Source organism: Martelella lutilitoris (assembly GCF_005924265.1).
Classification (GTDB): domain Bacteria; phylum Pseudomonadota; class Alphaproteobacteria; order Rhizobiales; family Rhizobiaceae; genus Martelella; species Martelella lutilitoris.
Genome location: NZ_VCLB01000002.1, coordinates 329,350 through 355,358 on the forward strand (window position 1 = coordinate 329,350; position 26,009 = coordinate 355,358).

Sequence of the window (26,009 nt, forward strand, 5' to 3'; positions counted from 1 at the left end):
AGGACGTGTACTTATTAAATTGACTGGCGTCAAGAATTAATGTGTATGCTTATTATATCCGAAGCCGATGCGCTGCCGACACCGTGCCGGCGAACCGCGGGCGGAGGAAGGATCAGTTGCCACGGCGACGATATTCTGTTTTGACAATGGATAGGTTTGGGGGAGACATGACGAATCTCGACGACTTGCCGGGGCACCTGATCCGCCGGCTGCAGCAAATCGCCGTATCGGCTTTCATGGCGGAGACTGGGGCGGCCGGGTTTGAACTGACGCCGGTGCAATTTGCCGTTCTGGCGCAGCTTTCGAACCATCCGGGCATCGACCAGGCTACGCTTGCCGGGCTGATTGCCTATGACCGCGTGACAATCGGCGGCGTCATTTCGCGTCTGGAAGCGCGCGGCCTCGTCGCGCGGCGCGTCAGTCCGTCTGACCGGCGGGCGCGGATATTGAAGCTGACCGATGAGGGCGCGCGCTATCTCGAAGCCGTTCGGCCGTCGGTGTTTGCGACGCAGGATGTCATCTTGAAAGAACTCACGCCGGAAGAGCGGGAAACGTTTCTCGTGCTTTTGCGCAAGTTGACCGATGCAAACAACGAATTGTCGCGGGCCCCGTTGCGCCGTGTCGTTGACGAGACGGCCAGCGATTAGGTGGATTACCCCTTGCAGGAAGGATCCATTGAAGGCCTCGGTTTTGCGAAAGGTCCGGCCCCGCCTGATGCGCAAAAGGGCTCCGCCTTGTCGGTGCGGACCGGAGCCTGCCCTGGCTTCCGCCCCGGGAGCCCTTCACAGATCACCTCTGGTTCATAGATGAGATGGTGTTTTCTCTCGCGGCACAGTTGCGTTTCTGCGTCATTGACGAATTATGGTTAAGGCGCTGCAAAAATATCACGTCGATCGCTGCGCAGCCCTTGCCAAGGCGCTTCTCTGGCGGCGACATCTCGACTAAAGGCTGTAGAAACCCACGCAACCAGAGGGTATACATGATCCGAGAATCATCTATAGCGGGTGATATGCCCGTGATTCGCTGCGTTTTATTCTACTCCTAGTTTATTGGTTGATCTTGTATGTCGTGCGGTTTCGGACGTCCGCTTGTTTAGGATTTGTTAATGAGCTATCGTCGCCTCGATTTTTTAGGATGTTTTGCGATCGGGAAGCGACGGTTTATGTCCAGAGTATCGAGCCTGGCCGGTCTCTTTCTTTTGCCCGTTTTTTGCGGTGTTTTGTTCGGATTGGCGACAACGCGACCTGCCGTCGCGCAGGTGCTTGAGGGCCCCGGCGCCCTGTTTCTCGATCAGACGCCGATCGAGATGATGGCCTCCAACTATTCGAGCTTCGAGACCGGCTATCTCCTGCCCAAGGGCGCGGTCTATCTGCAATTCGGGTCCGACCAGACGCTGGGCGGCGAGGCGACCGGTACGCAGGTCTATGAGGGACGGGCCGATTGGGCGATCACTGATCGTTTCCAGGTCAGCGCCTTCGGTCATGTCTTCGATGACCCGCCGCAATGCGGAACCGCGCTCTGCGATGAGAACCTCACCTTTCTTGCCGGCGGCGGCGGCGTCAAATACGGTTTGATCGACAGCTACGGCCTGAACATGGCCGTGTCCGGCTCGCTCGAAGGCGTCTTCTTGTCCGGCGATCTCTATCAAAATGACGCGAACGGGGAATGGGACCTTGCCGGGAGCCTTCAGCTACCGGTGAGCCTGACGGTGACCGATTCTCTGCGTTTCCATGTGACTCCGGGCGTCTCCTTCCTGCCCGACAGCATCAACGGTCAGCCCTATTTCGGAACCGTGCCCTATATCGGCGCCGGACTGACATGGCAGCCGATCACGGGTCTCCAATCCTATGCGACGGTGATGCTGCCCTATGCGACCGACGGCAACACGCTGTCGAGCAGTGGCGGTCTGGAAACGACGCCGGTGTGGATGGCCGGCATGAAACTGGCCGTGACGCCGAAGGCCGCCGTGGATATCTTTGCGACCAATGGCTGGGGCATGACGCCGGCAACGAGCATCATCGCCTTTCCCCCGAAATCCGATGACATCGCCTATGGCATTCGGCTGAGTTACACGCCCTTTGTCGGCGAGGCGACGCGCGATGTCTATTTCGACAGCTACCGGGCGGATATGCTCAGCCCCGTCACCGAGCTGGAACTCCAGCAGCAGATCGGTGGGATTACGCTCAACAGCGCCGATACGTTGACGCCCGGCCGCATTCTGGTTGAAGCCGGGATGGGCGACAGGGACTTCGCCGACATCCATCTCGCCTTCAGCCCGGATCAGGATCTGCAGCTCGATGCCTACTTCACGCAGTACCCTGCAGGCGGGGCGGCGGGAAGCGCGCAAAGCCCGTGGAATGATGAATGGTCCTATATGTTCGGCGGCAAGCTGCGGCTGATGGACCAGAAGTATGGCGATCTGTTCTCGCTTTCCGGCCAGGTTCTCGCCGGCCGCGATTTCAACAAGCCGACCGTTGGCGTTCTTTACGGCGCGTTGCCGGCCAGCCTCGCCCTGTCGGAAAAGGCCAGCGTGACGCTGGAATCGAAGTTCGCGGCCTATCACACCGAGCGTATATGGGGGATTGGCGGCGGGGTTTCCGTTCGTCCATTCCGCGACCTCGAATTGCTGGGCGAGGTCACGGCTGTCTCCGATGACGGCGATACGATCTGGTCTGCGGGCGCCCGGTATGATCTTCACGGAACGCCGTTCAGCGCCGATGTCTATGCCACAAATGCAACAGGTCTGCACGGACTCGGTACAATGCTTGCACAGGACGAGCCGCGCTATGGACTCACGTTGCGATTTGCTTATTAAGGAAATGAAAATTGATCTGGCTTTTGTATGCGTCCGGTGTCGCTGATCAGTCACAGTGCAAAGAAAAAGGGTTAGGTCCGGTCGTCCTGCCAGCCGTCAAGGAGTAGGGCCGGTTTTTGTTTAATAGTTTTTGAGTATCCATGTATTCTTGCCAGGCGCTTTGCTTGTCTCCTGCGGGGTGATACGTTTTGGGCTTTTATTCAAGGGGCAAGTGACAGCAATTCGGAGAGTTTCAATTGCGTGCCATTACCGTCATCCTCACCGCGATCATCATGACCGGGTGCAGCGCATTGTACAATGTCTCGGAGGTTCGCCCGGTTGTCGGTGAAACATCCGTGGTCAAGGTTGTGCCGGTGACGAGCCAGAATGTCATGATGGCCAATGCCATGACGCCCTATACGCCGCGCTCCCTGCCGCCCGTCTTTGACCAGACGGCGACGCTGCAGGGCGCCGCGGTGCCGCGCATCTCCGCCTACAGACCGCAGTCGCGGCCCGGTTCCGTCCAGACCAAGTTGCCGCCCTTCCAGCAGCCCAAGCCCTACAGGATCGGCGTCGGCGACGTGGTGCTTCTGGCAACCCCAACAGCCGAAACTTCCACGCTGAACCAGATCAACGGCCTTCTTGCCGCGCAGAATTCGCGACAGGGTTACACCGTTCAGGATGACGGCGCGATCGCGATCCCGACGGTCGGGCGCGTGACAATCGGCGGCATGACCATGGAGGAAGCTCAGTCCGTTCTGTTCCAGAGACTTGTCGAAAGCCAGATTGATCCGAACTTCAATCTGGAGATCACCGACTTCAACTCCCAGCGGGTTGCCGTCGGCGGCGCCGTGGCACAGCCGCAGCTTGAGCCGATCACGCTGACGCCGCTTTATCTCGACGAGGCGGTGACCGCCGCAGGCGGCGTCGTCGCCACCGATCCGGAATATGCGACGGTGCGCCTTTATCGCGATGACAAGACCTATCAGATCCCGGCGACCAAGCTTTTTGCCAAGAACGACATCCCGAAAGTGCTCCTGCAGAACGGGGACCGCGTTTTTGTCGACACCGAATATTCGGTCGAGCTGGCCGAAGGCTATCTGCGTCAGGAACTCGACCTCGCCAAATTCCAGCGCGACGTGCTGGAAGAGCAGCGGGACATCTTCGAAACACGCGTTCAGATGGATGCGATCGACAGGGACTACGTCTATGTCTTCGGCGAGGTCAAGCAGCAGGGCCGCTGGCCGCTTCCCTTCGACCGTTACGCCACGCTTGCCGATGCGATGTTCGAGCAGGGAGGCATCCAGCCCGTCACCGGCAACCCGCGGCGCATCTATGTTCTGCGCAAGAACCGGATTGCGGCAGGCGAGCCTCTCGGGATCACGGCTTGGGCGCTTGATGCGCAGAATACCGCGAACCTCCTTCTCGCAACCGAGCTGCAGCTTCGGCCGAACGATATCGTCTTCGTCGCCAGCCAGCCGATCACCAACTGGAACCGCCTGATCTCGCAGATCACGCCGTCGATCTCGATCCTCGGCACGGCCAACGGCATCCTCGATTGAGGCACAGGAGCCGCGTTCGACCTGAGCGCGGTTCTGTTCCCCTCTGCCGGTCTCGGATGGTGAATGCACCAGCGGCGTCTTCCACGGACGTCCCGAGAGAGCAGGAACGACGAAAAAAGGCCGGTCGCGCAAGCGGCCGGCCTGTTTATTTTTAAGCCTGGCGGTTCGGGTTGCCCGGAAGCGGTCAGTAGCCCGGGGGCAGGATCGAAAGTTCGTCGCAGGTCGCCTCGTTGCCGATCAGCGTGTCCCTGATCCCGGCCTGCTGGCGCGCGCGCAGGCGGGCGGCTTCGATATCGGCCTGATCGGCGCCCATGCTCCTTGCCTTGGCATAGATCGAGTCGGCGGCATCCTGCAGCTTCCTGTCGCCGCGCAGGCTGGTAAAGCTCTCGCAACGCTGGGCGGCGAGCTCGGCGCGGGCGCCCTGGTCCAGCAATTCCTCGAGCGGCGTTTCGGGCGGGGCCGTCTGGCAGCCGGCGACCGTTATCACAGCGGCAAAGGCGGCCGCCTTGATCAGATTGACCATTGTCTTTTCTCCCAACTGGTTGTGCTGCGCATCATAGCGGAATTCCGGCCTTTGTCTGCCGTCTTGCGCCATCATGGGTGCAGCGGACATGAAAAGGCCCGGCACATCGCGCCGGGCCTCGATATCATGTGGCTTTTGATCGGGGTCCGGCTTACGGTCCGTCGTTGAAGCCGACCTTGTCCACGAGTTCGGAGGCTTCGCGGCGATGATCGGCGATCTCGGCCAGCGACAGGTCGTCGGGATGGATGTCGCCGAAGGAGCGAACGATCTCGGAGGCTTCCGCGCCCGGCATGACCGGATATTCGAACACCTGTTCGGCATAGATCTCCTGGGCTTCCGGCGAAGCGAGGAATTCCATCAGTGTCAGCGCATTTTCCGGATGCGGCGCGTGTTTCGCCATGGCCATGCCGGAGACGTTGACGTGGGTTCCGCGCCCGTCGGCGTTGGGAAACAGGATGTCGATTGCCGCTGCCCAGTCCTTTTGCTCGGGTTCCTTGTCATTGGTCATCATCAGGCCGACATAATAGGTGTTGCCGAGCGCAATGTCGCATTCGCCGGACATGATTGCCTTGGCCTGGCTACGGTCGTTGCCGTTCGGGCGGCGGGCGAGATTTGCCTTGAGGCCCTTCAGCCATTCCTCGGTGTACTCTGCGCCGTGATGGGCGATCATCGAGGCGATCAGTGCAATGTTATAGGGATGCTGGCCGTCGCGGATGCAGATCGCGCCCTTCCATTTAGGGTCCGCCAGTTCCTCATAGGTGATCGGCACCTGGCCGACGCGGTCCTTGGAGGCATAGACGACGCGGCCGCGCTTGGTCAGCGCGAACCAGTCGCCGTCCGGGTCGCGGAACTGCGCGGGGATATCCGCGTTTATGGTTTCGCTTTCGACCGGCTGGGTGACGCCCGCCTCCTTGGCTTCGGTCAGGCGGCCAATGTCGACGGTGAGGATCACGTCGACCGGCGAGTTGGCGCCTTCCGCCTTCACCCGCTCGACAAGGCCCGTATCGAGAAACAGCACATTGGCGTTGATGCCGGTTTCGGCCTCGAAGGCTTCGAGCAGCGGCGCGATCAGCTCCGGCTGGCGATAGGAATAAATGTTGACGTCCTCGGCTGTCGCCGGGGCGGCCGCAACGACCGTCGCCAATGCCACGAAAGAACCGGCAAGCGCCTTGAGCCTTGTCATTGAATCCTCCTTGTGATCTTTTAAGTTGATTTATGTAATCAAGTATCCTGTGCGAGGTGTCAACCGACCGGGCTCCTAGACTTGAGTAAAAATTTCTTCTTTTGGAATTGTTCCAAACTGAGAAACGCGTTATAAAGATGGAAAGATTCTAAAAAGGAAATCGGTATGCGCCTGACCAAGCAGACGAATTACGCGGTACGGATGCTCATGTATTGCGCCGCCAACGACGGCAAGCTGAGCCGTGTGCCCGAGATCGCCAAGGCTTATGGCGTATCTGAGCTCTTCCTGTTCAAGATCATCCAGCCGCTGCACAAGGCCGGCATCATGGAAACGGTGCGGGGCCGCAATGGCGGTGTCCGCCTCGGTCGCCCGGCCTCCGAGATCACGCTTTTCGACGTTGTCAGCGTCACGGAAGAAAACTTCTCCATGGCCGAGTGTTTTGACGACGGCAATGAGACGGATTGCCCGCTGGTCGACAGCTGCGGCTTCAACGGGGCGCTTCGCGAGGCGTTGAACGCGTTCTTCTCTGTGCTCGCCGGCTACACCATTCATGATCTCGTGCGCCGTCGCACCGATATTTTCAAGTTGCTCAGCATTGAGGAAGACAGGAAGGTCGAGACCTCGGCCGCGTGACCCACTGCCGGTCATTCCAGTGTTTTTGAGGCGTCGGGGACATGCCCGGCGCCTTCTTCTTTGCCGAGGTCTCCCGATCTGCGCGGCAGAGCACGGTTGCGGCTTGAGCTTGCGTCCGGAACGATGTAGCAAGGAGACAGCTAACTCGTGACAGCATTCTCTGTTTTTGAAGGAAATGCTGTTTCTGGCGGTGCATCGGCGACAGGCGGCCGCCATGGCCGGAGAAGAAAACGGAGATGCTCCGCATGCCTGACGGAGCAGGGAGAGAAGCATGAGCAATCATTTCATCGGCATTGACGTCGGAACCGGCAGCGCCCGCGCGGGCGTCTTCAACGAGGAAGGGCGCCTTCTCGGCGCCGGCAAGAAGGATCTCACCCTCTGGCGGGAAGAAGGCGACATCGTCGAACAGTCGTCGAACGATATCTGGAACGCCATCTGCTTTTCGACGAAGACGGCGATTGCCGCGGCCGGCATCGCGCCCGACAGCGTCAAGGGGATCGGCTTCGACGCGACCTGTTCGCTTGTCGTCCTGGATAGCAATGGCAAGCCGCTTGCCGTCGGCCCGTCGGAGGATCCCGAGCGCAACATCATCGTGTGGATGGACCACCGGGCCATCGATCAGGCAGACCGCATCAATGCCGGCGGGCACGACGTGCTGCGCTATGTCGGCGGCCGTATCTCGCCGGAAATGGAGACGCCGAAACTGCTCTGGCTGAAGGAGAACCGGCCCGCGACCTTCGCCGCCGCCGGCCATTTCTTCGATCTCGCCGACTTTCTCTCCTGGCGCGCGACGGGGGCGACGGACCGTTCCGTCTGCACGGTAACCTGCAAATGGACCTATCTCGCCCATGAAAAGCGCTGGGATGCCGGCTATTTCAAGGCGGTTGGCCTCGAAGAACTCGCCGAGAACGACTTCGCGCGGATTGGCTCCAGCGTGGTTGATATCGCAACGCCGCTTGGCGATGGCCTCACTGAACAGGCCGCCGCCGAACTCGGCCTTGTGGCCGGAACGCCTGTCGGCGCGTCGCTGATCGATGCCCATTGCGGCGGCGTCGGCACCTTTGCCTGCGAAGGACCGGACGGCGAGAACCTGCCGCCGGAAACGCAGATGGCCCTGATCATGGGCACTTCGGCCTGCGCCATGACGCTGGCGAAGGATGCGAATTTCGTCGACGGCGTCTGGGGGCCCTATTTCGGCGCCATGGTGCCGGGCTTCTGGCTTCTGGAAGGCGGCCAGTCCGCCTATGGCGCGGCGCTCGATCATCTGGTCACGCTGCACCCCGCCTATTCCGCCATGCGCGAGAAGGCGGCGGCGGCGGGCCTGTCGCTTCCCGTCTATCTGGAAAAGCGTGCCGTCGAGAAAGCCGGCTCGCTTGAACAGGCGGCTTTTCTCGGGCGCGATCTCCAGGTGGTGCCGGAATTCCTCGGCAACCGCGCGCCCTATGCCGATCCGCAGGCAACTGGCGTCATCAGCGGCCTGAAGCTTGAGACGAGCGAGGAGAGCCTTGTTGCCCTCTATGTCGCCGGGCTCTGCGGCCTTTGCTACGGCACGCGGCAGATCATCGAGGCGGAAAGAGAAAAGGGGCTGCCGCTCGAGACCATCGTGGTCAGCGGCGGCGCGGCGCAGAGCGGGTTGTTGCGGCGCATCCTGGCGGATGCGACGGGGCTGAAGGTCGCGCTGCCGGATACGGCCGAACCGGTTCTGCTCGGCGGCGCCATTATCGGGGCAGTCGCGTCCGGCCATCATGAAGATCTGGAACAGGGCGCCCGGCAGATGTCTGCCATCAGGGAGATCATCGAACCGGTCGGCGGCCCGGTCGCGGCATTGCACGAGGCCAAGTTCGCGGCCTTCGCGCTGCTGCAGGAGGCCGACCGCAAGATCCGCGCGGCGATGCGGGCATAGCGCCTCCGTCGTCTGGCATCAGGGCTTGCCGGCGTAGGCCCGCGTTTTCCCGTGCGCTTGCGCAGCGGCAACGTTATGCTGGCCGCGGACGGCGCGGGCACACAGCACGAAAGACAGGTAATGGCGAAAACCATATCCGAGATCGCGGAGGAAACCGGCTATTCGAGGACCACGATCACCATGGTCCTGAGCGGCCGCGCCTCCGAATACCGAATCAGCGCGCGCACGCAGAAGATCATTCAGGATTATGTGGCCGAGCACGGCTATACGATCAACCAGACGGCGCGCAATCTGAAGACGCGGCGCAGCCACACCGTGGGGTTTGTCGCGCCGCAGATTGCCAACCCGTTCTTTGCCCGGTTCATGGCGAGCCTTGAAGCCTGTTGCCGGGCGGAAGGTCTGGTGCTGATCACGACTTCAAGCGGAGAGGATCCGGCGCTCGAGGCCCGCGCCCTGCAGAGCCTCATGGAACGCGGGGTCGATGGGCTGGTGCTCGCGCCCTGCGCGCCGCGTCCCGCGGCGGCGACCCGCAAACGTGGCCGGCGCACGCCGATGGTCCTGGTCGACCGGCACTATCCGGGCGATAGCGTCGAGGCGATCACCAGCGACCACAGGGAAAATGCGAGGCTGCTCACAGAGGCGGTGATGGCCTCCGGCGCGGAACGGATGGCGTTCTTTTGCGGCCACCCGGATAATCCTGCGATCGTCGAGCGTATCGCGGGTTTCCGCGAGGCGGCCGGTGATGGCGAGAATGCGCGGGTGCTGACGGCGGATGACGACAGCGCGGCAGCCGGAGAGACCATGATGCAGGTGCTTCTGGCGGACGGCGGAGAACTGCCCACGGCGCTTGTCTGTTCGTCGCTGCTTGTGCTTGAGGGCGCGCTGCAATGCCTGAAACAGGCCCGTTCCGTCGTGCCGCCTGAAATGATCATCGCCACATTCGACTATGACGGCTTCCTCGAGCTTTTGCCCAATACCGTCATCGTCATCCGTCAGGACGAGGCGGGGCTGGCGCGCGCCGCCTTCCGCTCCATTGCCGCCCAGATCGGCGGCAGGCCCGCCGCCGAGGGGACACGCACGATCGTGGATGCCGAACTGGTCCATCTCAACGCCACGGCGTGAAGATTGCCGGCGTCAACCGATCTCGGCGAAGACGGCGGCGAAAGTCTCTTCCAGAAGGTCGAACATGGTGTCGAGTTCTTCCCTTGTGATGATGAAGGGCGGGGCGAGCACGACGGAGGCGCCGAGCGGACGGCAGATCAGGCCCTTTTCCAGCGCCTTGTTGGCAATGCGCTCGGAAATGCGCAGCTTGCCGTCAAAGGATGTCTTCCTCTTCTTGTCGGCGACGATCTCGATCGCGCCCATGAAGCCGACTCCGCGCACTTCGCCGGCATGGGGGTGTTCGCCAAACCGGTAAAGTCGCTCGAGGAAGTAAGGCGTCAGCGCGCGGACATTGTCGATCAGCCCGTCATTCTCGATCACGTCCAGCGCCTTCAGCGCGACAGCGGAGCCGAGCGGGCTGCCGGCCGCGGTAAAGCCGTGGGGGAACTCTTCCGCCGCCTCGCAGGCCGTTTCCAGCGCGGCCGTCAGTTCTTCTCCCAGAATGACGGCGCCCATCGGATAATAGCCGGCGGTGATGCATTTCGAGGCGATGATCGCGTCCGGCTCAATGTCGTAATAGTCGCTGCCCCACATCTCTCCCAGTCGCCCGAAACCGCAGATGACTTCGTCGGCGACCAGCGGAATGTCATACTCACGGAGCACCGGGCGGATCGCCGCGAAATAGCCCTTCGACGGGGGAATGACGCCGCCGGCGCCCTGGACGGGTTCGGCAAACATGCCGGCGATCGTCTCCGGCCCCTCGCGCTCGATCAGGTCCTTCAGGTTGCGCGCCATGCGCTCGGTGAACGCCTCTTCGGTCTCGCCTTCCAGCGCGAAACGCCAGTAATGCGGGCAATCGGCATGGAGAAAGCCCGGCAGCGGCAGACCGAATTCGCTGTTATAGGGCTTCGCCGTCATCGAAGAGGTGGCAATCGTCACGCCGTGATAGGCGTTGATGCGGGTGATGATCTTGCGCCGTTCCGGCTGGCCCTTGCGGCGGTTGATCATCCACAGCATCTTGACCATGGTGTCGTTCGCTTCCGAACCGGAATTCGTGTAGTAGACCTTGCCGCTGTCAAAGGGCGAGAGCCCGATCAGTCGCTCGGAAAGCGCGACCGTGACATCGGCGATGCGGCCGAAGAACGAATGATAGCCGGGAAAGCGTTCGGCCTGGGCCGTAAGCGCTTCAATGATGCCCTTGTGATTGAAACCGGCGACGTTGTTCCACAGCCCGGAATTGGCATCGAGATAACGCTTGCCGTGGACATCGAAGACGTAGATGCCCTCGCCATGGGTGAGGATAACGGGTCCGTTTTCCTTCAGAGAGGGAAAATCGGTAAAGCCATGAAGGACATTGGCCCTGTCCTTTTCTTCCCACGAATTGCCTTTTGCGTCCGCCATGTCCGGTCTCCCTGTTTCCGGGCAGAGCTTTCCCGCGAATGGGGGGCGCCGTCAAGGCTGGCGGACGTTCATAGCGAAAGGCCGGCCTCGTTGAAGACATGGATGTGCCGGTCGCGGAAGGAAAGGCCGATTTCCTGGCTGCGGATATTGTCCTCAACCTCGTCCGCGCGCACGATCAGCCGTCCGGCATCGCCGCAATCGACATAGAGGAAGGTGTCGGAGCCGAGATATTCGACGATCTCCACCGTGCCGGAAATCTGTCCCTCGCCGGGCTTGACGATATCGATATGTTCCGGCCGTATGCCAAGCGTCGCCGGCGTTCCCTCGGTGCCTTCCGGCAGGGGGCCGCTGCCGTGTCCGGTAATCTCATATCTGCCGTCGGCACCCGTGCAGGGCAGGATGTTCATTTTCGGCGAGCCGATGAACTGGGCGACGAAGAGGTTGTCGGGCTTCTCGTAGAGCTCGCGTGGGCTACCGATCTGCATGATCCGGCCATCCTTCAGCACCACGATCCGATCTGCCAGCGTCATCGCCTCCACCTGGTCGTGGGTCACGTAGATCATCGTCGTGCCGAGGGTCTCGTGCAGGCGGGCGATTTCGAAGCGCATTTCAACGCGCAGCGCCGCGTCGAGATTGGAGAGTGGCTCATCAAAGAGAAAGCCCTTCGGCTCGCGCACGATCGCCCGGCCGATGGCGACGCGCTGGCGCTGGCCGCCGGAAAGCGCCTTCGGGCGGCGGTCGAGATAGTCCTCAAGCTTCAGGATTTCAGCCGCGCGCCCGACCTTCTCCTCGATTTCCTTCTTGGGACTGCCGGCGGTCTTCAGCGAAAAGCCCATATTGTCGCGCACATTCATATGGGGATAGAGCGCATAGGACTGGAACACCATAGAAAGACCGCGCTCGGATGGCAGCCGGTCGGTCACGTCGTCGCCATCAAGCAGGATGCGACCGCGGCTTGTCTCCTCGAGCCCGGAGATCATCCTGAGGAGAGTCGATTTTCCGCAGCCGGACGGGCCGACGAAGATGACGAATTCACCGTCCGCGATCTCGAGGTCGATCCCCTTGATGACCTGCAGGTCGCCGAACCATTTTTCCACGTTCTCGAGCTTGATCGCGCCCATGTCCTTCTCCCTCAGCCTGCCTGCAACATGTCGTCGCCCATTGCCCAGGCGAGATGGATGGCGGCTGTCCAGGTAAACAGCTTGCCGCCCAGACCCTCGCCGGTCAGCGGGTCGAAATATTCAAAGAAGCCGGATGTCTCGACGGCGCGGCGTGTATCGTTGCGCAACCGTTCGGCAAGCGCGGTTTCGCCTTTTTCCGAAAGCCCGATGCCGATCATGTAGTTGACAACGGACCAGATCGGACCGCGCCAGTAGCGTCGGCTCTCAAATTGCGCGTCGCGCGGATCCCAGCTCGGGAAGCCGAAGGAACAATGGTCGAGAATGGCCGCGATTTCCGCCGTCAGCCGCTTTTGCTGATCGGGCGAGCCGGCATCGGCATAAAGCGCCATGGCGGAGGCGTTGGTGAAGGCGGTTGAAAGCCCGCCGGTGCGAAGATCCTTGGCCACATGGCCGCCGACATCGTCGCTCCAGAAACTGTCGCAACCAGCCTTGGAATGCTTCAGCCAGGCCTCCGCCTCGTCACGGATGCCGGGTTCGCCGAATTCCGTTGCCAGTTCGGCAAGGTCCCGGTCGCCGCGCATCAGCGCGAATTGCACGCAGGGGTCGACCATGAAGAACGGGCCGTTGCGGGCGATCTCCAGATGGTCCCATTGGCACTCATGGCCGAATTTCACGATGGCGAGATAGCGGTTGTACTGTTCCGCCGTCGGCCGTTCGGACGGATCGACATGGGTGATGTCGCGGCGCGGCAGGTCGCCGAGATCGTCGGGTACAACGATCCGGCCCATGCCGATATCCCAGTCCGGGCAATTGTCGCGACCGGATTCCCATGGATGGATAATGCCGACCACGCCGGTGTTATCCGGGTCGCGATAGGTGTGGAACCAGCGGTGCCAGGCATAAAGCTTGTGGAACAGCGCCTTTGCCCGCTCTCTGTCCATATCCGTGCCGGTCTGCATCATCGTTAGCATCGCGCTTGCGGCCACCGGCGGCTGGGAATGGCCCGAGGAGGGCGGTACGGTATTGGATTTCCACATTTCCGGGCCGGGGAAATAGTCCGGGTCTGTCTTGTGGAAGATGATATGCGGCACCATGCCGTCATCCCATTGGCCGGAAAACAGTGTCTCGATCTCTTCCCATGCGCGGTCGCGGTCAAAGGTGGCAAAGCCGAGCGCGGCAAAGACGGAATCCCATTCCCACTGATAGGGGTAAAGCCTGGCCGTCGGCACGGTATAGCCGCCGCGATCGTTCATGCGCAGAATGTCGATAGCCTGTTGTTTCAGCGATTGATGCATTGTCAGCCTTTCACGCTGCCGGCGGTCAGACCCGCCACCAGGAAGCGTTCGAACCAGAGGAAGATGAACAGCACCGGCACGGTCGCGATCACGGCGCCGGCCATCAGATGCTGTCGCGGAACCTCGGACGAGTTCAGCGACACGACCCCGCGCGAGAGCGTGAACATGTTGACGTCATCGAGGAACATGAAGGCGAACAGGAACTCGTTCCAGGCGATCATGAAGACGTAGAGCGCGACCGAGGCGAGCGCGGGAAGCGCCAGCGGCAGCGTGATCTTGAGGATGACGCCGGGCCGTTTCAACCCGTCCATCAAGCCGGCTTCCTCCAGTTCGGAGGGCAGGCCGCGGAAGTAACCCTGCAGCATGTAGAGCGCAACCGGAATGGTGGTGGCCGGATAGACGATCATCAGCCCGACCAGCGAGTTTCTCAAACCCACCTGCGAGAACACAGAATAAAGCGGGATCACCAGCACGATCGCCGGCACCATGTAGATCAGCAGGATCGAGCGCGAAAGAAAGGCCTGCCCGGGAAAATTCAGCCGCGCCACCGCATAGGCGCCGGGCACGGCAAAGGCCAGCGTGATGATGACGGTGGCGACCGAAACGATTGCCGAATTCATCAGGAAGGTGCCGAAGGAATAGACGGTGAAGAGTTCGATATAGGAGCTGAACAGGCCGGACAGCCCCTGGCTGAGATCGATCGACAGGTCGAGCGGATTGGAGATCAGCGATTGCTGGCTTTTGAAGCTCGTCATCACCATGACGTAGAAGGGAAGCGCAACGACGATTGTGAAAATCGTCAGACCCAGCCCCTTCATGAAGCGCAGGAAGATCACTTCGAGATGATAGCGTGCCAGATTGCCGGAGGTCTGGTCATGAAGCGCGGCCACGATCGACCACCAGACGGCGACGAGGAAGGCGGCAAGGGCTGCCAGTTGCGGCACGGTCGTGTAGGCCAGCGAAAGGCCGAAGGGTTCGCCGAAGGTCAGAAGCATCAGCACAGCGAAGATGGCGATCACCATGGTCGCCTGCACGCGCGGGCCCCGGCTTTTCGGCCGGTCGCGCGTCTTGACCGGCGAAAGCGCATAGATCGCTGCGCCCACGGCCCCGGCCAGGGCCGCTATGGCAAGCGGCGGCGCTGTCGACTGCCCCGAAAACAGGGTGAAGACAAGGCCGACCACGATCATCCAGACGATGCCCCAGAAGGCGCCCAGGAGAATGGCGGCGATGAAACCGGTTCCGATGCGCATCATCCATCATCCTGCGGTGAGAATTTGAAGAAGATCAGCGAGAAGACCAGAAGCACGACGAAGACCACGACGGCGACCGCCGCGCCCGCGCCGAGATTGGAAACGGCAAAGGCCTGTTCATAGACATCGACCGTCAGCGTCCGCGTGCCGGCGGCCCCGCCGGTCAGAAGGAAGATGTCGTCGAACTTGTTGAAGGTCCAGATGAAGCGCAGCAGGAACAACACGGCGAGGATGCCGACAAGCTGCGGCAGCGAGATGTACCAGAACTGCTGCAGCGGCGTTGCGCCATCAATCTCGGCTGCCTCGTAGACATCGGTGGAAAGCGCCTGCATGCGCGCCAGGATGAACAGGAAGGACAGCGGGAAATAGCGCCAGGCCTCGAACGCGATCACCGTCGTCAGCGCCACCGGGAACTGGAAGGTGAGACCGAAGATCGAAATATCGACATCGCGCTGGCCGAAGAAATCGATCGGCGCGCCGATCATTCCGGAGCGCACCAGAAGGGCATTCAGCGTGCCGGAGTAAGGATCAAGCAGGATGATCCAGGTAAAGGCAACCGCAATCACCGGCGCCACATAGGGAAACAGGAAAAGTCCGCGCAGCACCGAGCGTCCCTTGAAGCTCTGGTTTAGGAGCTGGGCGGCGAAAAGTCCGAGCACCAGCGCGCTCGCCGTGCCGAACACCGTGTAATAGAAGGTGACGCGCAGCACTTTCCAGAAATCGGGCGAGGAGAAGATGCGCGAGAAATTGTCCAGCGTGAACTGGAAATTGGTGAGGATATTGTCTGATCTTCCGAAGGCCTCGGCCGGGTTGTCGCGCGGCTCGACAGGCGAGGTCAGGTAGGCGGTATCGGCAATCACCTGCAGGCGGATGCGGTCGCGGAATTTCTCCGGCAGGTCACCGAGCGTGCAGGTCAGTTCGCGGCCAGTGAGCGTGCAGCGCTGGTCCAGCCCGGTGACTTCGAGGCCGTCGGGGATGATATCGACAAAGCCCGCCTCGTAGATCGAGGCCTTTTGCGAGGTGTTGCGCAGCCTGTATTCAAGCTCTGCCGTGTCGCCAACCTGTTCAAGATCGCCGCGCAGGCGCTCGTTGATGTTGAGTTCCGGCGGTCGCAGGTCGGAAAGCGTGACCGGCTTGAACGAGATCCAGAAATTGGCGACCAGCGGCAGGAGCACGATCGCCAGCACGATCAGGAAGGTCGGCGCCAGCATCGAATAGGCAAAGCGCATCTCGCGCTTGGCCATGCGGCCATAGGTCTTTGGCGGCGTCGGCGTGATTTCAGCCTTGTCGGTCATGTCGGACATCTGAAAAGCCTTCGGAAAAGAACGGGCCGGGCGCTGACGAACAGCGCCCGGCGGTTTGTCCGGCCTTCGGGATCAGTTGATCCCGGAAAGCTCCGAATTCAGCTTCTCGACGGCTTCCTCTCCGGAGATTTCGCCGTCGATATACTCCCGCACGACCTGGTTGATGATCTGGCTGTTGATCATCTTGGAGGCAAGCGCCAGCTGGCCTTCCTTCACGCCCCAGCGGTTGGCGGTCTCAAGGCCGGTGACGATCTTCTGTACGGTTTCTTCCGGGTAGAGATCGGCAAGCGGGGCCTTGCGGTCGACGCCGACGGGAAGCGTCGCCCACTCGTCGACGAACTTGCTCGGCTCGTCCGCAGTTCCGCGACGGACCGGGAACTTGCCTTCCGGCGCCATGGAGAGCGTGTTCATATAGCCCTCGTCCATGGAGAACTTTATGAAGTCGGCGGCGACATCGAGATTGGTCGCATCCGCCGTCACGCCGAGATAGCGGATATCCGCCCATGCCGCGCCATCCGGGTTGGAGGGACCGGAGAAAGTGGTGACCACATCGGTCATCTGCGCCAGCTCCGTGGAAGTCGGATCGTCGTTGATCGTCGGCGGGGCGCTGTCGCGCAGACCGGCAAGCTCGTCAAGAATGAAGGGCGACCAGATGATCATCGCCGCCTTGCCGTCAAAATAGAGCGCGCGCGACTGCTGCCAGTAGAGTTCGCCCTCCGGCGACGCATCGGCTAGCGTCTTGTAGAAGTCGAGAACCTCGATCGTCTTGGCTTCATCCAGCGGCTTGAAGCCGTTCTCATCGACGGGCGTCACGCCATTGGCGAGGAAGACGTGCTCCAGAACCTGGCTCATGAAGTTCTCGTCGATCTTGGTCGCGGCAACGAAACCGTACATCTCCGGCGGATTGTGCAGCGCCTCGATGGCGGCGGCGATGTTTGCGTAGGAATCCGGCGGGGCAAGGCCTGCCTCGTCGAACAGGTCCTTGCGGTAGATGATCATCTGCGTCCAGCCATCGACCGGCACGGCCGCCGTCATGCCCTCGAACTGCGCCATCTCGATCGCACCGGGGGCAAAGGTGTCGATGCCAAGGTCGTTGACGATCTCGTCGTTGATTTCAGCGTCCAGAATGCCGGCTTCGGCCCAGGGCAGAACATATTGTACGGTGAGGTAGATGACGTCGGGCAGGTCGCCCGCGGCAAAGGCGGCGGTGGCGCGCGTGCCAAGTTCGGACTCCGTCACCGGAATGACCTGCACCTCATTGCCGGTCTGTTCCTTGAAGGCGTCGGCGATTTCCTGCTGCTTGGCCAGCCGCTCCGGCTGTTCTTCCGTCGTCCAGAAGCGGATCGTGTCGGCCTGCGCCATGGATGCCGCGCTTGCCGAGAGCAAGAGCGTCGCCGTCAGTGTCTTCAGTGTTTTCATCATGTCCTCCAAAAGCGTCCCATGGAAAACCGGAAATCGGCTTTCCTCCAAAGCCCTGCAGCAGGGCCTGTTCCCGTCAGTTCTCGTCCGCCAGATGGGCGAGACAGGCAGGTCGACAGTGCGGCCCGCCGCGCGTTCCCGGCGCATGGCGCCAAAAGCATCTGAAACCGATGGTTCTCCTCCCATCAGCCTGTCGTAGCGGTTTGAAAAGGCGCAAAGTTTGCGCCACCGCTTGAATAAACTTTAGCGCTTTGAGGGGATCGGTCAAGGCAAGCGGCCGCCTTTGATCCGCCGTCCCGTTCCACTTTGGTCGTATAGGGCTTACGAAAATGCAGCCGCACGCGCCTGTTCCGACAGGAACAATGGCCTAAACCGGGCGTTGCCTTGTTGAAGCGAAGCAAAGGGGACGCTCAATGAGAAAAGGCGCACGATGGATCAAGCACCTGGCCCGAACGGGCTATTTCGCCCGCGGCCTGGTCTATACGATCATCGGCCTGTTCGCGGTGCTCGCGGCGATCGGCGCGGCCGAAAGCAAGGACACCAAGGGCGCGCTGCAGACCCTTCTCGAGCAGCCCTTCGGTTCCGTCCTGATCGCAATCCTCATCATAGGCCTGATCAGTTACGGCGTCTGGCGCGTGTTCCAGTCGGTCATGGATCCGGATGATCACGGCACGGGCGCGAAGGGGCTCGCCGTTCGCGCCGGCCTGTTTTCCAGCGCGGTCACCTATGGCCTGCTTGCCCTTTACGCCCTCTCGCTGGTCGGCATTTCCAATGGCGGCGGGCGCGGCGGGGGGGCTTCGCCGGCCGAGATGCTGGCCGCCTTCGTCGGTTCGCGTCCGGTTTCGCTTGGTCTTGCCGCCATCTTCCTGGGCGTGGCGATCGCCCACTGGGTCAAGGCCTACAAACGCAAATATGCCGATCACCTGAAGGCGTCGGAAACGGTCATGGAATGGTTGCACCCCATCTCGATCACGGGCCTCACAGCGCGCGGCTGCGTCTTTGCCACCCTTGCGGTGATGCTGGTCCTGCGCGGACTTTCGAGCGGCGAGGGAGGGGAAACGCCGGGGCTCAAGGATGCGCTGGAATATATCCAGGACTTGCCGTTCGGCGCATTCCTGCTGGCGGCGCTCGGCATCGGCGTCGTGCTCTTCGCCGTCTATTCCTTTGCCGAGGCCATCTGGCGCGAGATCAATATCGAGGATGCCTAGGGCATCGGGCGAAAAAGTGGCGTCCGGTGTTCGACAAGCCGATGACTAAAACAAAGAGCTTGATCCCCGGGCCGTTCAGATTGACCGCCGCACGATCCAGCGTTCAGGACTTGCCGAATTCGTTCGGCGCGTTTTCATCCAGCAGGTCTCCGCGCCCCTGCTGATGGCGCTCCTCGGCTATCCGTCTCTGCAGATCGCTATCAATCGCCGTGTCCTGCGCCGTTTCGGGTTCGCTTGAAACCGCCGCCGCTTTGCGCTCCTCGCCGGTCGAAAGGCTCGCTGCGGGGAATGAAAGCGCACTCTGAATGTCGTCGTCAAGGCGCAGACGATAGGTCGGTTCTGGCAGCGAGAAACCGTTGGTCTCCAGCGCCCGTTTGACCAGCCGCATGGCCTCGGACCGCGCCTTCAGCAGATCGGTCGCCGCCTGGTTGACCCAGCCGACGAAGACGAGCACCACATTGGAATCGCCAAGCTCCCGGATCCAGGCGTCGGCTGCCGGCTCGTCGAGGATGAAGTCCTGGCGCGATACCGTCTCCAGCCCGATCTTCAGCGCGCGATCGAGATCGCTGTTGGCGTCGACGCCGACCTCGAAGGTGAAGCGGCGCTGCGGATTGACGGTGTAGTTGATGATCACACTCTTGAACACGGTGGCGTTCGGAATGCGGATATGATTGCCGTCAACCTCCATCAGGATGGTGGCGCGCGCCGTCAGGCTGATGACGAAACCCTCGTAATTGTCGATCCTGACGAAATCCTGCGGGCGGAAGGGCTGGCGGACGGAAAGAAGAATACTGGCGATGTAGTTTTCCACCGTGTCGCGCACGGCAAAGCCGACTGCGAGCCCGACAATACCGGCAGCGCCCAGCAGCGTGCCGAGCAGCGCGGTCGCGCCGAGGATATCAAGCGCCAGCACGCCGCCAATGATCATGAAGGCGATCCTCACCACCTGGCGCAAGAGATCGGCGATGAAGGTATTTGGTGCCACTTGTCGAAAAGGCCACCGGCGGTGCGCCAGAAAGGCGCCGAAAAACGCGACGACCGCCCAGCATAAAAGCGCAACGAGGATCAGCGGGACATAGCTCAAGGCCTGCAAGGCGCGCGCCTCGAGCCTTTCGAAAACCGGAACCAGCCTCTCGCCGACCGATGTTTCCTCGGCGATCTCGTTGTTGACGGCAACCACCCCGTTCACGCGTTCGGAAAGCTCGGCCGCTCGGGCTGCAAAGCGAGCCTCCTGCACCTTGCCGCGCAGCGTCACCACGCCGGAGCGTACGGTCGCATCGATATTCTCCAGTCCCTCGATCTGGTCGAAAATGCCTGAGAGACGCGCCTCGATCGCGGCATCGGAAGAGGCCGCAATATCCGTCTCGATGCCGGCATTCGTCGTCTGGGCAAAGGCAAAACCCGCCAACCCCGCCGGAAGGGCGAGAAGGCAGAAGATCAGGGCGAGTATGGTTTTCATGTCCGGCTGTCCCCTCCATCCATCCCTCTTGTAGCGCAAAGCGCGCGTCTGGTGACACGCGCATTGATCCGTTTGAGGGAACGGCAAAAGCGGGCCGCGTCAAGAGGCCCGCTTGAGATTTCGTTTTGTCGCGTTTTCGTCACGCCTTGCGACGCAGCGCCGATGGCACGAAACTGTGGATCGACAGGCCCTCATCGCGGTGCTTGCCGCCGGCAACGCCGGCAAACCAGGCCCCGGCCGCGCCGAGGACCGCCCCTGCGGCCGAACCGAATGCGGTGATGACGGAGGCATTCTGCGCCATGCGCATCATTTCATCCGTCATCTCGCCGCTTGCCGATGTCGCGCCGAGGCCGGAAATGGCGGAGACGAGGGCCGCGCCCGCGCCGAGCGCAAGCGTCGACAGCGCCCAGACGACGATGCCGTGGATGCCGTCGCGGAACTCGCTCTCGTCCGCGGTTCCGTCACCGAAATGCGAGCGCATGCGCCCCGCGACATAGCCGCCGGCGGATGCGCTGGCGAAGGCGACGAGAATAAGCCAGAGGCCGATCAGAAAGAGCGCCCAGCTGAGGCTGTCTTGCGTGGGTTGCGCGTCGCTTGCGGCAAGTCCGATGCCTGCGCCGAACTGGGAGAGAACGGTGGCGAGCGCGCCGGCAACGGCCGCGCCGCCGAAGATCGCGCCCCATTCGAGATAGGAGACGCCCGGCCTGGGCGCGGCGGTTTTGGGAATATGTTCCTGTTCTGCCATGGTGGAACCCTTATGCCAGGCCCAGGACGGACAGGATAAACATGACGACGACGACAAGGCCTACGAGGTAGATGATACCGTTCATAATGTCTGCTCCGTTTGAATTCGATGCCTGTTAAACGGGTACTGGCGGGGATCGTTCCGAGCGGTCGCCGTTTTTCCGCTGGCATGATGGTTTCTAAAAACCGTGCATCGTCCGCCGATTTCTGATCATATGCCGCCGGGCCTCCGGCGGTCGGCCGGCTTGCGGGTCCGAAAGGAATGGGAGAAGACACATGCCGCAGCGTCGCCTCAGGTCTCAGGACTGGTTCGACAATCCGGACCATGCGGATATGACGGCGCTCTATCTGGAGCGCTTCATGAATTACGGCACCACGCCGGAGGAGTTGCGCTCCGGCAAGCCGATCATCGGCATTGCCCAGAGCGGCAGCGACATCAACCCCTGCAACCGGCACCATCTCGATCTCGCCCGGCGTCTGCGCGACGGCATCCGCGATGCCGGCGGCATCCCGATCGAGTTTCCATCCCATCCGCTTTTTGAAAACTGCAAGCGCCCGACGGCGGCGCTTGATCGCAATCTCGCCTATCTCGGCCTGGTCGAGTTGCTCTATGGCTATCCCTTCGACGGCGTGGTGCTGACCACGGGCTGTGACAAGACCACGCCGTCCGCGCTGATGGCCGCCGCCACCGTCAACATTCCCGCGATCGTCTATTCCGGCGGGCCGATGCTCGACGGCTGGCACGAGGGCGAACTGGTCGGTTCCGGCACGGTAATCTGGCGTTCGCGCCGCAAACTCGCCGCCGGCGAGATCAGCCGCGAGGAATTTCTCGAGGCGGCGCTTGATTCCGCGCCCTCTGTTGGTCATTGCAACACGATGGGCACGGCCTCGACCATGAATGCCATGGCCGAGGCGCTCGGCATGTCGCTGACGGGCTGCGCCGCCATTCCCGCCGCCTATCGCGAGCGCGGACAGATGGGCTATCGCACCGGACGGCGCGCCGTCGAACTGGTCAACGAGAATATCCGCCCCCTCGATATCCTGACCCGCGAGGCCTTCCTCAATGCGATCCGGGTGAATTCGGCGATCGGCGGCTCGACCAACGCCCAGCCGCATCTTTCCGCCATTGCCCGCCATGCCGGGGTCGAGCTGAAGCCGTCCGACTGGCAGGAGCATGGCTTCGACATTCCGCTGCTTGCCAATGTCCAGCCGGCGGGCGAGTTCCTCGGCGAGCGCTTCCATCGCGCCGGCGGCGTGCCGGCCATCATGTGGGAACTCTTGCAGGCGGGACGGCTTGACGGTGGCTGCCCGACGGTCACCGGCAGGACCATGGCCGAAAACCTCGAAGGCAGGCAGGCAAGCGACCGGGCCGTGATCAGGCCGTTTTCCGAGCCGTTGCAGGAGCGCGCCGGCTTCCTGGTGCTGAAGGGAAACCTGTTCGATTTCGCCATCATGAAGATGAGCGTCGTCTCCGAGGATTTCCGCAAGCGGTATCTGTCGGTTCCGGGACGGGAAGGCATTTTCGAGGGCAAGGCGGTCGTCTTCGACGGATCGGAGGATTATCACGCCCGGATCAACGATCCGGCGCTCGATATCGACGATAACACCATCCTTGCCATTCGCGGGGCAGGGCCGCTGGGCTGGCCGGGCTCGGCCGAGGTGGTCAACATGCAGCCGCCGGATCGCCTCATCCAGAAAGGCATCAACAGCCTGCCGACGATCGGCGACGGTCGCCAGTCCGGCACGGCCGACAGTCCGTCGATCCTCCACGCCTCGCCGGAAAGTGCGGCCGGCGGTGGTCTTGCCTATCTTCGCACAGGCGATATCATCCGCATCGATTTCAATGCCGGCCACTGCGACATGCTGGTTGACGATGCCGAGATTGCGCGCCGAAAGGCGGAAGGCATTCCCGAAGTGCCGCCGGATGCGACACCATGGCAGCGCATCTATCGCAATTCTGTCACGCAGATCGACGAAGGTGCGACGCTTTCGGGGGCCGATACGTTTCGCGACATCGCTTCGCGGCCGCCCCGGCATAACCATTAGGCGCGCGCGGCTCTTGCTGCCGCATGCTCCTGACCGTGGCGCCCCGAAATGCCCGCTGAATACGATATGTTTAGGATTTCAGGCGATGTTCATGATTAATGGCGGCAGATGGACCGCCAGCCTGTGCCGCGACCGGCAGTCGCGCCCGCCCTTCTCAAGCGGGGAACTGATTCCGGCTCTGTGGTCGGCGAGATATGATAGCGCTCTCTTCGGAGAGGTTTTGAAGGTCCGGTGCGCGCGCCCGGATACAAGGGGGTAGAACGTGGCAAGAGTAAGTGTGTTCGGCATTGGTTATACGGGAACCGTGTCTGCCGCCTGTCTGGCCGAACAGGGCCATGAGGTGATTGCCGTCGATATCGATCCGGCCAAGGTCCAGGCGATCAGCGAGGGCAAGAGCCCGATCGTCGAGGAAGGGCTTGCCGAACTCGTCGCCGCCAACCAGAAGGCGGGCAGGCTATCGGCAACCACGGATATTCTCGCCGCCGTCGCATCGAGCGACGTTTCGATCGTCTGTGTGGGAACCCCGAGCGAGCCGAACGGCGCCATCGGCCTGTCGCAGGTCAAGGCGCTCTGCACGGCGATCGGCACGGCGATTGCCGAAAAGCCCGCGTTCCACAGCATCGTCATGCGCTCCACGCTGGTGCCGGGCACGATGGAAACCGTCTGCGTGCCGGAACTCGAGCGCGCCTCGGGGCTTGTCGCCGGAAAGACGTTCGGCGTCGGCTATTTTCCCGAGTTTCTCAGGGAGGGCTCGGCGATCAAGGATTATTTCGAGCCCTGCCTCGTCGTCTACGGTTCGATGGACGAGAAGACGCAGGCCATGCTCGCCGGCTTCAATGCTTCCTTTGCGGTGGAGCATCACGCCGTCGACATGAAGACCGCCGAGATGATCAAATACACCAGCAACAGCTGGCGCGCGGCCAAGATCACCTTCGCCAACGAGATCGGCAACATCGCCAAGAGCGTCGGCGTTGATGGCCAGACGGTGATGAAGATCCTCTGCTCCGACGACAAGATCTCGATGTCGCCCTATTTCCTGCGGCCGGGCTTCGCATTCGGCGGCTCCTGCCTGCCGAAGGATGTGCGGGCCCTGCGCTTCCTTGCCGATGAAAGGGGCGTCGGCGCGCCGCTTCTCGACGGCATCATGGCGGCGAACGAGAACCAGGTGGCCCGCGCCGAGGCTCTGGTCAGAAAGTTCGAGGGCAAGACCGTGGGCATGGTCGGGATCAGCTTCAAGCCGGCCACCGACGACCTGAGGGAAAGCCCGCTTGCCGCCCTTGCCAGGAGGCTGATTGACGCTGGCTATACGGTCAGGATCTATGACCCCTTTGTGAAATCGGCCTTTGATGACAGAATGGCCGGCGCCGGCCGCGGCAATGACAAGGTCGAGAACCTCGCGGAAAAGCTCGTCGGGGATATGTCAGACCTGATAGCGCTGTCAGATATCGTCGTCGTCGGCCATCGCTATGAAGAGGCCGTCGCCCCGCTTTCCGCGATTTTGGGGCAGAAGCCGATGGTGGATCTGACGCGCGTCGAGCCAGGCAAGGTCTCGGGCCCGGCCTATGAAGGAATCTGCTGGTAGGAAAGACTGTGTATCATCTTCTGTACCTGCTTGTGTGTTTGAATATCGGGCTGTTCGCGGCGCCTGAAGTCGTGGGCCAGTCAACGGGGCTGGCGCTCACCATTGGCACGCTCGGCATCTGGCGCTATTCCTGGGCGATCATCAATTTCATCAGGGCGAAGATCTATCTCCACATTGTCTTTCCGCGCCGGCGCAAGGCCGCGGAGAAGCGCTACCGGGAGCAGAAGTGGCGCGCGCACGCCTTCTTCCTGGTCACCACCTACAAGATCGACCCGTCGATCACGGGGCCGGTCTACCGTTCGATCTTCGATGCGGCAGCGCGTTCGGAAGGGGGCGCGACGATCGTCTCCTCGGTCGTCGATGCGAGCGACGTCCGGCTGATCAAGGCGATCTTCGCCTTGTCCGATGCGAGCAGGTCCGGCCTTGTCAGCCTGAAGTTCGACCGGATCCCCGGCACCGGCAAGCGGGATGCGCTGGCCACATCGATGCGCACCATCGCGCGGCTCAATCCCGGCTGGCAGGACGTCATCTTCCTGGTGGACGGCGACACTCGCGTGCCGCCGGACGTGGTGGCCCAGGCGGCCCCCTTCTTCACCGATCCGATCATGGGCGCGGTGACGACGGACGAGGTTTCGGAGGCCTCAGGCGGAAGGCTGTTCAAGGACTGGTTCGCGCTGCGCTTCTCCCAGCGGCAGATGATGATGTCCTCCATGGGCCTGAGCGAGCGCGTCCTGACGCTGACGGGGCGCATGTCCGCCTTTCGCGGCGATCTCGCCAGCGACCCGACCTTCATCGAAAGCGTCCAGCATGACTTCATCGACCACTGGCGCTTCGGGCGCATCGATTTTCTGACCGGCGACGATAAGTCGACCTGGTACTGGCTTTTGCAACGCGGCTACAAGATGGGCTACCTGCCGGACGTCAAGACGGTTTCCGTCGAGACGCAACCGCGCGAGGGCTTCATCGATTCCGCCATCGTGCTGATGCGGCGCTGGTTCGGCAATACGCTGCGCACCAGCAACCGCGCGCTGGCGCTGCCGGCAAGCCGGATCGGCTATTTCACCTGGTGGTCGATCCTTGACCAGCGCATGTCGATGTGGACGTCGCTTGCCGGACCGTGCGGCATGCTGATCGCGACGGTGGTGTTCAATCCGTTCGTGCTGCTGTTCTATATTTCATGGGTGATGCTGTCGCGCTATGTCACATGCGCGTTGATCTCGACCTTTCGGGCGAGCCGCTTTCCCATCACCTATCCCTTCATGCTTTATTTCGGCCAGCTTGTGGGCGCCATGGTCAAGACCTATGTGCTCTTCCGGCTCGACCGGCAGAAATGGACCCGACAGACCGGAGCCGCCACGACCGATACCAAAAGAGGTATTCTGGCGTCCGATCGCTTTTCTTTTTATATGCATGCCCTTGCTGTAGGATGGCTTGTGCTGGGCATGGTTTGGCTCGTTGATATCTCGGGCGCTTAGGAGCTT

At 61.8% G+C, this 26,009-nt stretch carries 20 protein-coding genes; 10 read left to right on the forward strand and 10 right to left on the reverse strand.

The genetic code is table 11. The features are described from left to right. Positions 1–167: 167 nt before the first annotated feature. From FF124_RS04325 to FF124_RS04335, 3 genes are all read left to right on the forward strand, one after another. Positions 168–647: a MarR family winged helix-turn-helix transcriptional regulator gene (locus FF124_RS04325; protein ID WP_138747253.1), complete on the forward strand. Its 480-nt coding sequence runs from the start codon at positions 168–170 to the stop codon at positions 645–647. Positions 648–1,228: 581 nt separating this feature from the next. Then, the gene (locus FF124_RS04330; RefSeq protein WP_138747254.1) at positions 1,229–2,815 is read left to right on the forward strand and encodes a hypothetical protein; all 1,587 of its coding nucleotides are present in this window, start codon (positions 1,229–1,231) and stop codon (positions 2,813–2,815) included. Positions 2,816–3,051: 236 nt separating this feature from the next. Further along, positions 3,052–4,356: a polysaccharide biosynthesis/export family protein gene (locus FF124_RS04335; protein ID WP_246072169.1), complete on the forward strand. Its 1,305-nt coding sequence runs from the start codon at positions 3,052–3,054 to the stop codon at positions 4,354–4,356. 184 nt (positions 4,357–4,540) lie between these two features. Here the strand turns inward: FF124_RS04335 and FF124_RS04340 are convergent, their stop codons facing one another. Together FF124_RS04340 and FF124_RS04345 are read right to left on the reverse strand one after the other, a co-directional pair. Then, positions 4,541–4,969, reverse strand: a complete 429-nt coding sequence (locus FF124_RS04340; protein WP_138747255.1) for a hypothetical protein — start codon at positions 4,967–4,969, stop codon at positions 4,541–4,543. Between the two features lie 61 nt (positions 4,970–5,030). Continuing rightward, positions 5,031–6,062 carry a Fe(3+) ABC transporter substrate-binding protein gene (locus FF124_RS04345; RefSeq protein WP_138747256.1) on the reverse strand — a complete coding sequence of 344 codons (1,032 nt, stop codon included), beginning with the start codon at positions 6,060–6,062 and terminating at the stop codon, positions 5,031–5,033. A 165-nt stretch (positions 6,063–6,227) separates the two neighbouring features. Here FF124_RS04345 and rirA point away from each other — a divergent pair, with 165 nt between their 5' ends. The 3 genes from rirA (at position 6,228) to FF124_RS04360 (ending at position 9,720) form a co-directional block, all read left to right on the forward strand. Further along, positions 6,228–6,695, forward strand: a complete 468-nt coding sequence (gene rirA / locus FF124_RS04350; RefSeq protein WP_138747257.1) for an iron-responsive transcriptional regulator RirA — start codon at positions 6,228–6,230, stop codon at positions 6,693–6,695. Positions 6,696–6,966: 271 nt separating this feature from the next. Then, on the forward strand, positions 6,967–8,598 hold the full coding sequence (locus tag FF124_RS04355; RefSeq protein WP_138747258.1) for an FGGY-family carbohydrate kinase: 1,632 nt from the start codon (positions 6,967–6,969) through the stop codon (positions 8,596–8,598). Between the two features lie 120 nt (positions 8,599–8,718). Continuing rightward, a complete protein-coding gene (locus FF124_RS04360) occupies positions 8,719–9,720 on the forward strand; it encodes a substrate-binding domain-containing protein (RefSeq protein ID WP_187326804.1) in 1,002 nt (333 codons plus the stop codon). Between the two features lie 12 nt (positions 9,721–9,732). Here the strand turns inward: FF124_RS04360 and FF124_RS04365 are convergent, their stop codons facing one another. From FF124_RS04365 to FF124_RS04390, 6 genes are all read right to left on the reverse strand, one after another. Continuing rightward, positions 9,733–11,100: an aminotransferase gene (locus tag FF124_RS04365; RefSeq protein ID WP_138747260.1), complete on the reverse strand. Its 1,368-nt coding sequence runs from the start codon at positions 11,098–11,100 to the stop codon at positions 9,733–9,735. Between the two features lie 68 nt (positions 11,101–11,168). Beyond that, complete coding sequence (locus tag FF124_RS04370; protein ID WP_138747261.1) at positions 11,169–12,221, reverse strand: ABC transporter ATP-binding protein; 1,053 nt, start codon at positions 12,219–12,221, stop codon at positions 11,169–11,171. Between the two features lie 11 nt (positions 12,222–12,232). Then, positions 12,233–13,516, reverse strand: a complete 1,284-nt coding sequence (locus FF124_RS04375) for an MGH1-like glycoside hydrolase domain-containing protein (RefSeq protein ID WP_246072170.1) — start codon at positions 13,514–13,516, stop codon at positions 12,233–12,235. Positions 13,517–13,518: 2 nt separating this feature from the next. After that, a complete protein-coding gene (locus tag FF124_RS04380) occupies positions 13,519–14,769 on the reverse strand; it encodes a carbohydrate ABC transporter permease (RefSeq protein WP_210237433.1) in 1,251 nt (416 codons plus the stop codon). Further along, entirely contained in the window at positions 14,766–16,070 is a 1,305-nt protein-coding gene (locus FF124_RS04385; RefSeq protein ID WP_246072171.1) for a carbohydrate ABC transporter permease, read from the reverse strand. The genes FF124_RS04380 and FF124_RS04385 overlap by 4 nt, the downstream gene beginning before the upstream one ends. A 72-nt stretch (positions 16,071–16,142) precedes the next feature. Next, entirely contained in the window at positions 16,143–17,489 is a 1,347-nt protein-coding gene (locus FF124_RS04390) for an ABC transporter substrate-binding protein (protein ID WP_138747263.1), read from the reverse strand. A 413-nt stretch (positions 17,490–17,902) separates the two neighbouring features. On the opposite strand from FF124_RS04390, the gene FF124_RS04395 reads away from it, so the two are divergent. Further along, positions 17,903–18,697, forward strand: coding sequence for a DUF1206 domain-containing protein (locus FF124_RS04395; protein ID WP_138747264.1), 795 nt, complete (start codon positions 17,903–17,905; stop codon positions 18,695–18,697). Between the two features lie 103 nt (positions 18,698–18,800). Here the strand turns inward: FF124_RS04395 and FF124_RS04400 are convergent, their stop codons facing one another. Continuing rightward, positions 18,801–20,156: a mechanosensitive ion channel family protein gene (locus tag FF124_RS04400; protein ID WP_138747265.1), complete on the reverse strand. Its 1,356-nt coding sequence runs from the start codon at positions 20,154–20,156 to the stop codon at positions 18,801–18,803. A 139-nt stretch (positions 20,157–20,295) separates the two neighbouring features. Continuing rightward, on the reverse strand, positions 20,296–20,901 hold the full coding sequence (locus FF124_RS04405; RefSeq protein WP_138747266.1) for a hypothetical protein: 606 nt from the start codon (positions 20,899–20,901) through the stop codon (positions 20,296–20,298). Positions 20,902–21,176: 275 nt separating this feature from the next. On the opposite strand from FF124_RS04405, the gene FF124_RS04410 reads away from it, so the two are divergent. From FF124_RS04410 to FF124_RS04420, 3 genes are all read left to right on the forward strand, one after another. Further along, the gene (locus FF124_RS04410; protein ID WP_138747267.1) at positions 21,177–22,946 is read left to right on the forward strand and encodes an IlvD/Edd family dehydratase; all 1,770 of its coding nucleotides are present in this window, start codon (positions 21,177–21,179) and stop codon (positions 22,944–22,946) included. A gap of 262 nt (positions 22,947–23,208) precedes the next feature. After that, positions 23,209–24,528, forward strand: coding sequence for a nucleotide sugar dehydrogenase (locus tag FF124_RS04415; RefSeq protein ID WP_187326805.1), 1,320 nt, complete (start codon positions 23,209–23,211; stop codon positions 24,526–24,528). An 8-nt stretch (positions 24,529–24,536) separates the two neighbouring features. Continuing rightward, the gene (locus FF124_RS04420) at positions 24,537–26,003 is read left to right on the forward strand and encodes a glycosyltransferase (protein WP_138747268.1); all 1,467 of its coding nucleotides are present in this window, start codon (positions 24,537–24,539) and stop codon (positions 26,001–26,003) included. Positions 26,004–26,009 lie beyond the last annotated feature (6 nt).

Coding starts and splice junctions, on each gene's coding strand:
- FF124_RS04380 (WP_210237433.1), bottom strand. CDS start 14,769: ATGATGCGCATCGGAACCGGTTTCATCGCCGCCATTCTCCTGGGCGCC.
- FF124_RS04325 (WP_138747253.1), top strand. CDS start 168: ATGACGAATCTCGACGACTTGCCGGGGCACCTGATCCGCCGGCTGCAG.
- FF124_RS04405 (WP_138747266.1), bottom strand. CDS start 20,901: ATGGCAGAACAGGAACATATTCCCAAAACCGCCGCGCCCAGGCCGGGC.
- FF124_RS04370 (WP_138747261.1), bottom strand. CDS start 12,221: ATGGGCGCGATCAAGCTCGAGAACGTGGAAAAATGGTTCGGCGACCTG.
- FF124_RS04345 (WP_138747256.1), bottom strand. CDS start 6,062: ATGACAAGGCTCAAGGCGCTTGCCGGTTCTTTCGTGGCATTGGCGACG.
- FF124_RS04340 (WP_138747255.1), bottom strand. CDS start 4,969: ATGTCCGCTGCACCCATGATGGCGCAAGACGGCAGACAAAGGCCGGAA.
- FF124_RS04400 (WP_138747265.1), bottom strand. CDS start 20,156: ATGAAAACCATACTCGCCCTGATCTTCTGCCTTCTCGCCCTTCCGGCG.
- FF124_RS04385 (WP_246072171.1), bottom strand. CDS start 16,070: ATGTCCGACATGACCGACAAGGCTGAAATCACGCCGACGCCGCCAAAG.
- FF124_RS04390 (WP_138747263.1), bottom strand. CDS start 17,489: ATGAAAACACTGAAGACACTGACGGCGACGCTCTTGCTCTCGGCAAGC.
- FF124_RS04360 (WP_187326804.1), top strand. CDS start 8,719: ATGGCGAAAACCATATCCGAGATCGCGGAGGAAACCGGCTATTCGAGG.
- FF124_RS04410 (WP_138747267.1), top strand. CDS start 21,177: ATGCCGCAGCGTCGCCTCAGGTCTCAGGACTGGTTCGACAATCCGGAC.
- rirA (WP_138747257.1), top strand. CDS start 6,228: ATGCGCCTGACCAAGCAGACGAATTACGCGGTACGGATGCTCATGTAT.
- FF124_RS04365 (WP_138747260.1), bottom strand. CDS start 11,100: ATGGCGGACGCAAAAGGCAATTCGTGGGAAGAAAAGGACAGGGCCAAT.
- FF124_RS04375 (WP_246072170.1), bottom strand. CDS start 13,516: ATGCATCAATCGCTGAAACAACAGGCTATCGACATTCTGCGCATGAAC.
- FF124_RS04355 (WP_138747258.1), top strand. CDS start 6,967: ATGAGCAATCATTTCATCGGCATTGACGTCGGAACCGGCAGCGCCCGC.
- FF124_RS04395 (WP_138747264.1), top strand. CDS start 17,903: ATGAGAAAAGGCGCACGATGGATCAAGCACCTGGCCCGAACGGGCTAT.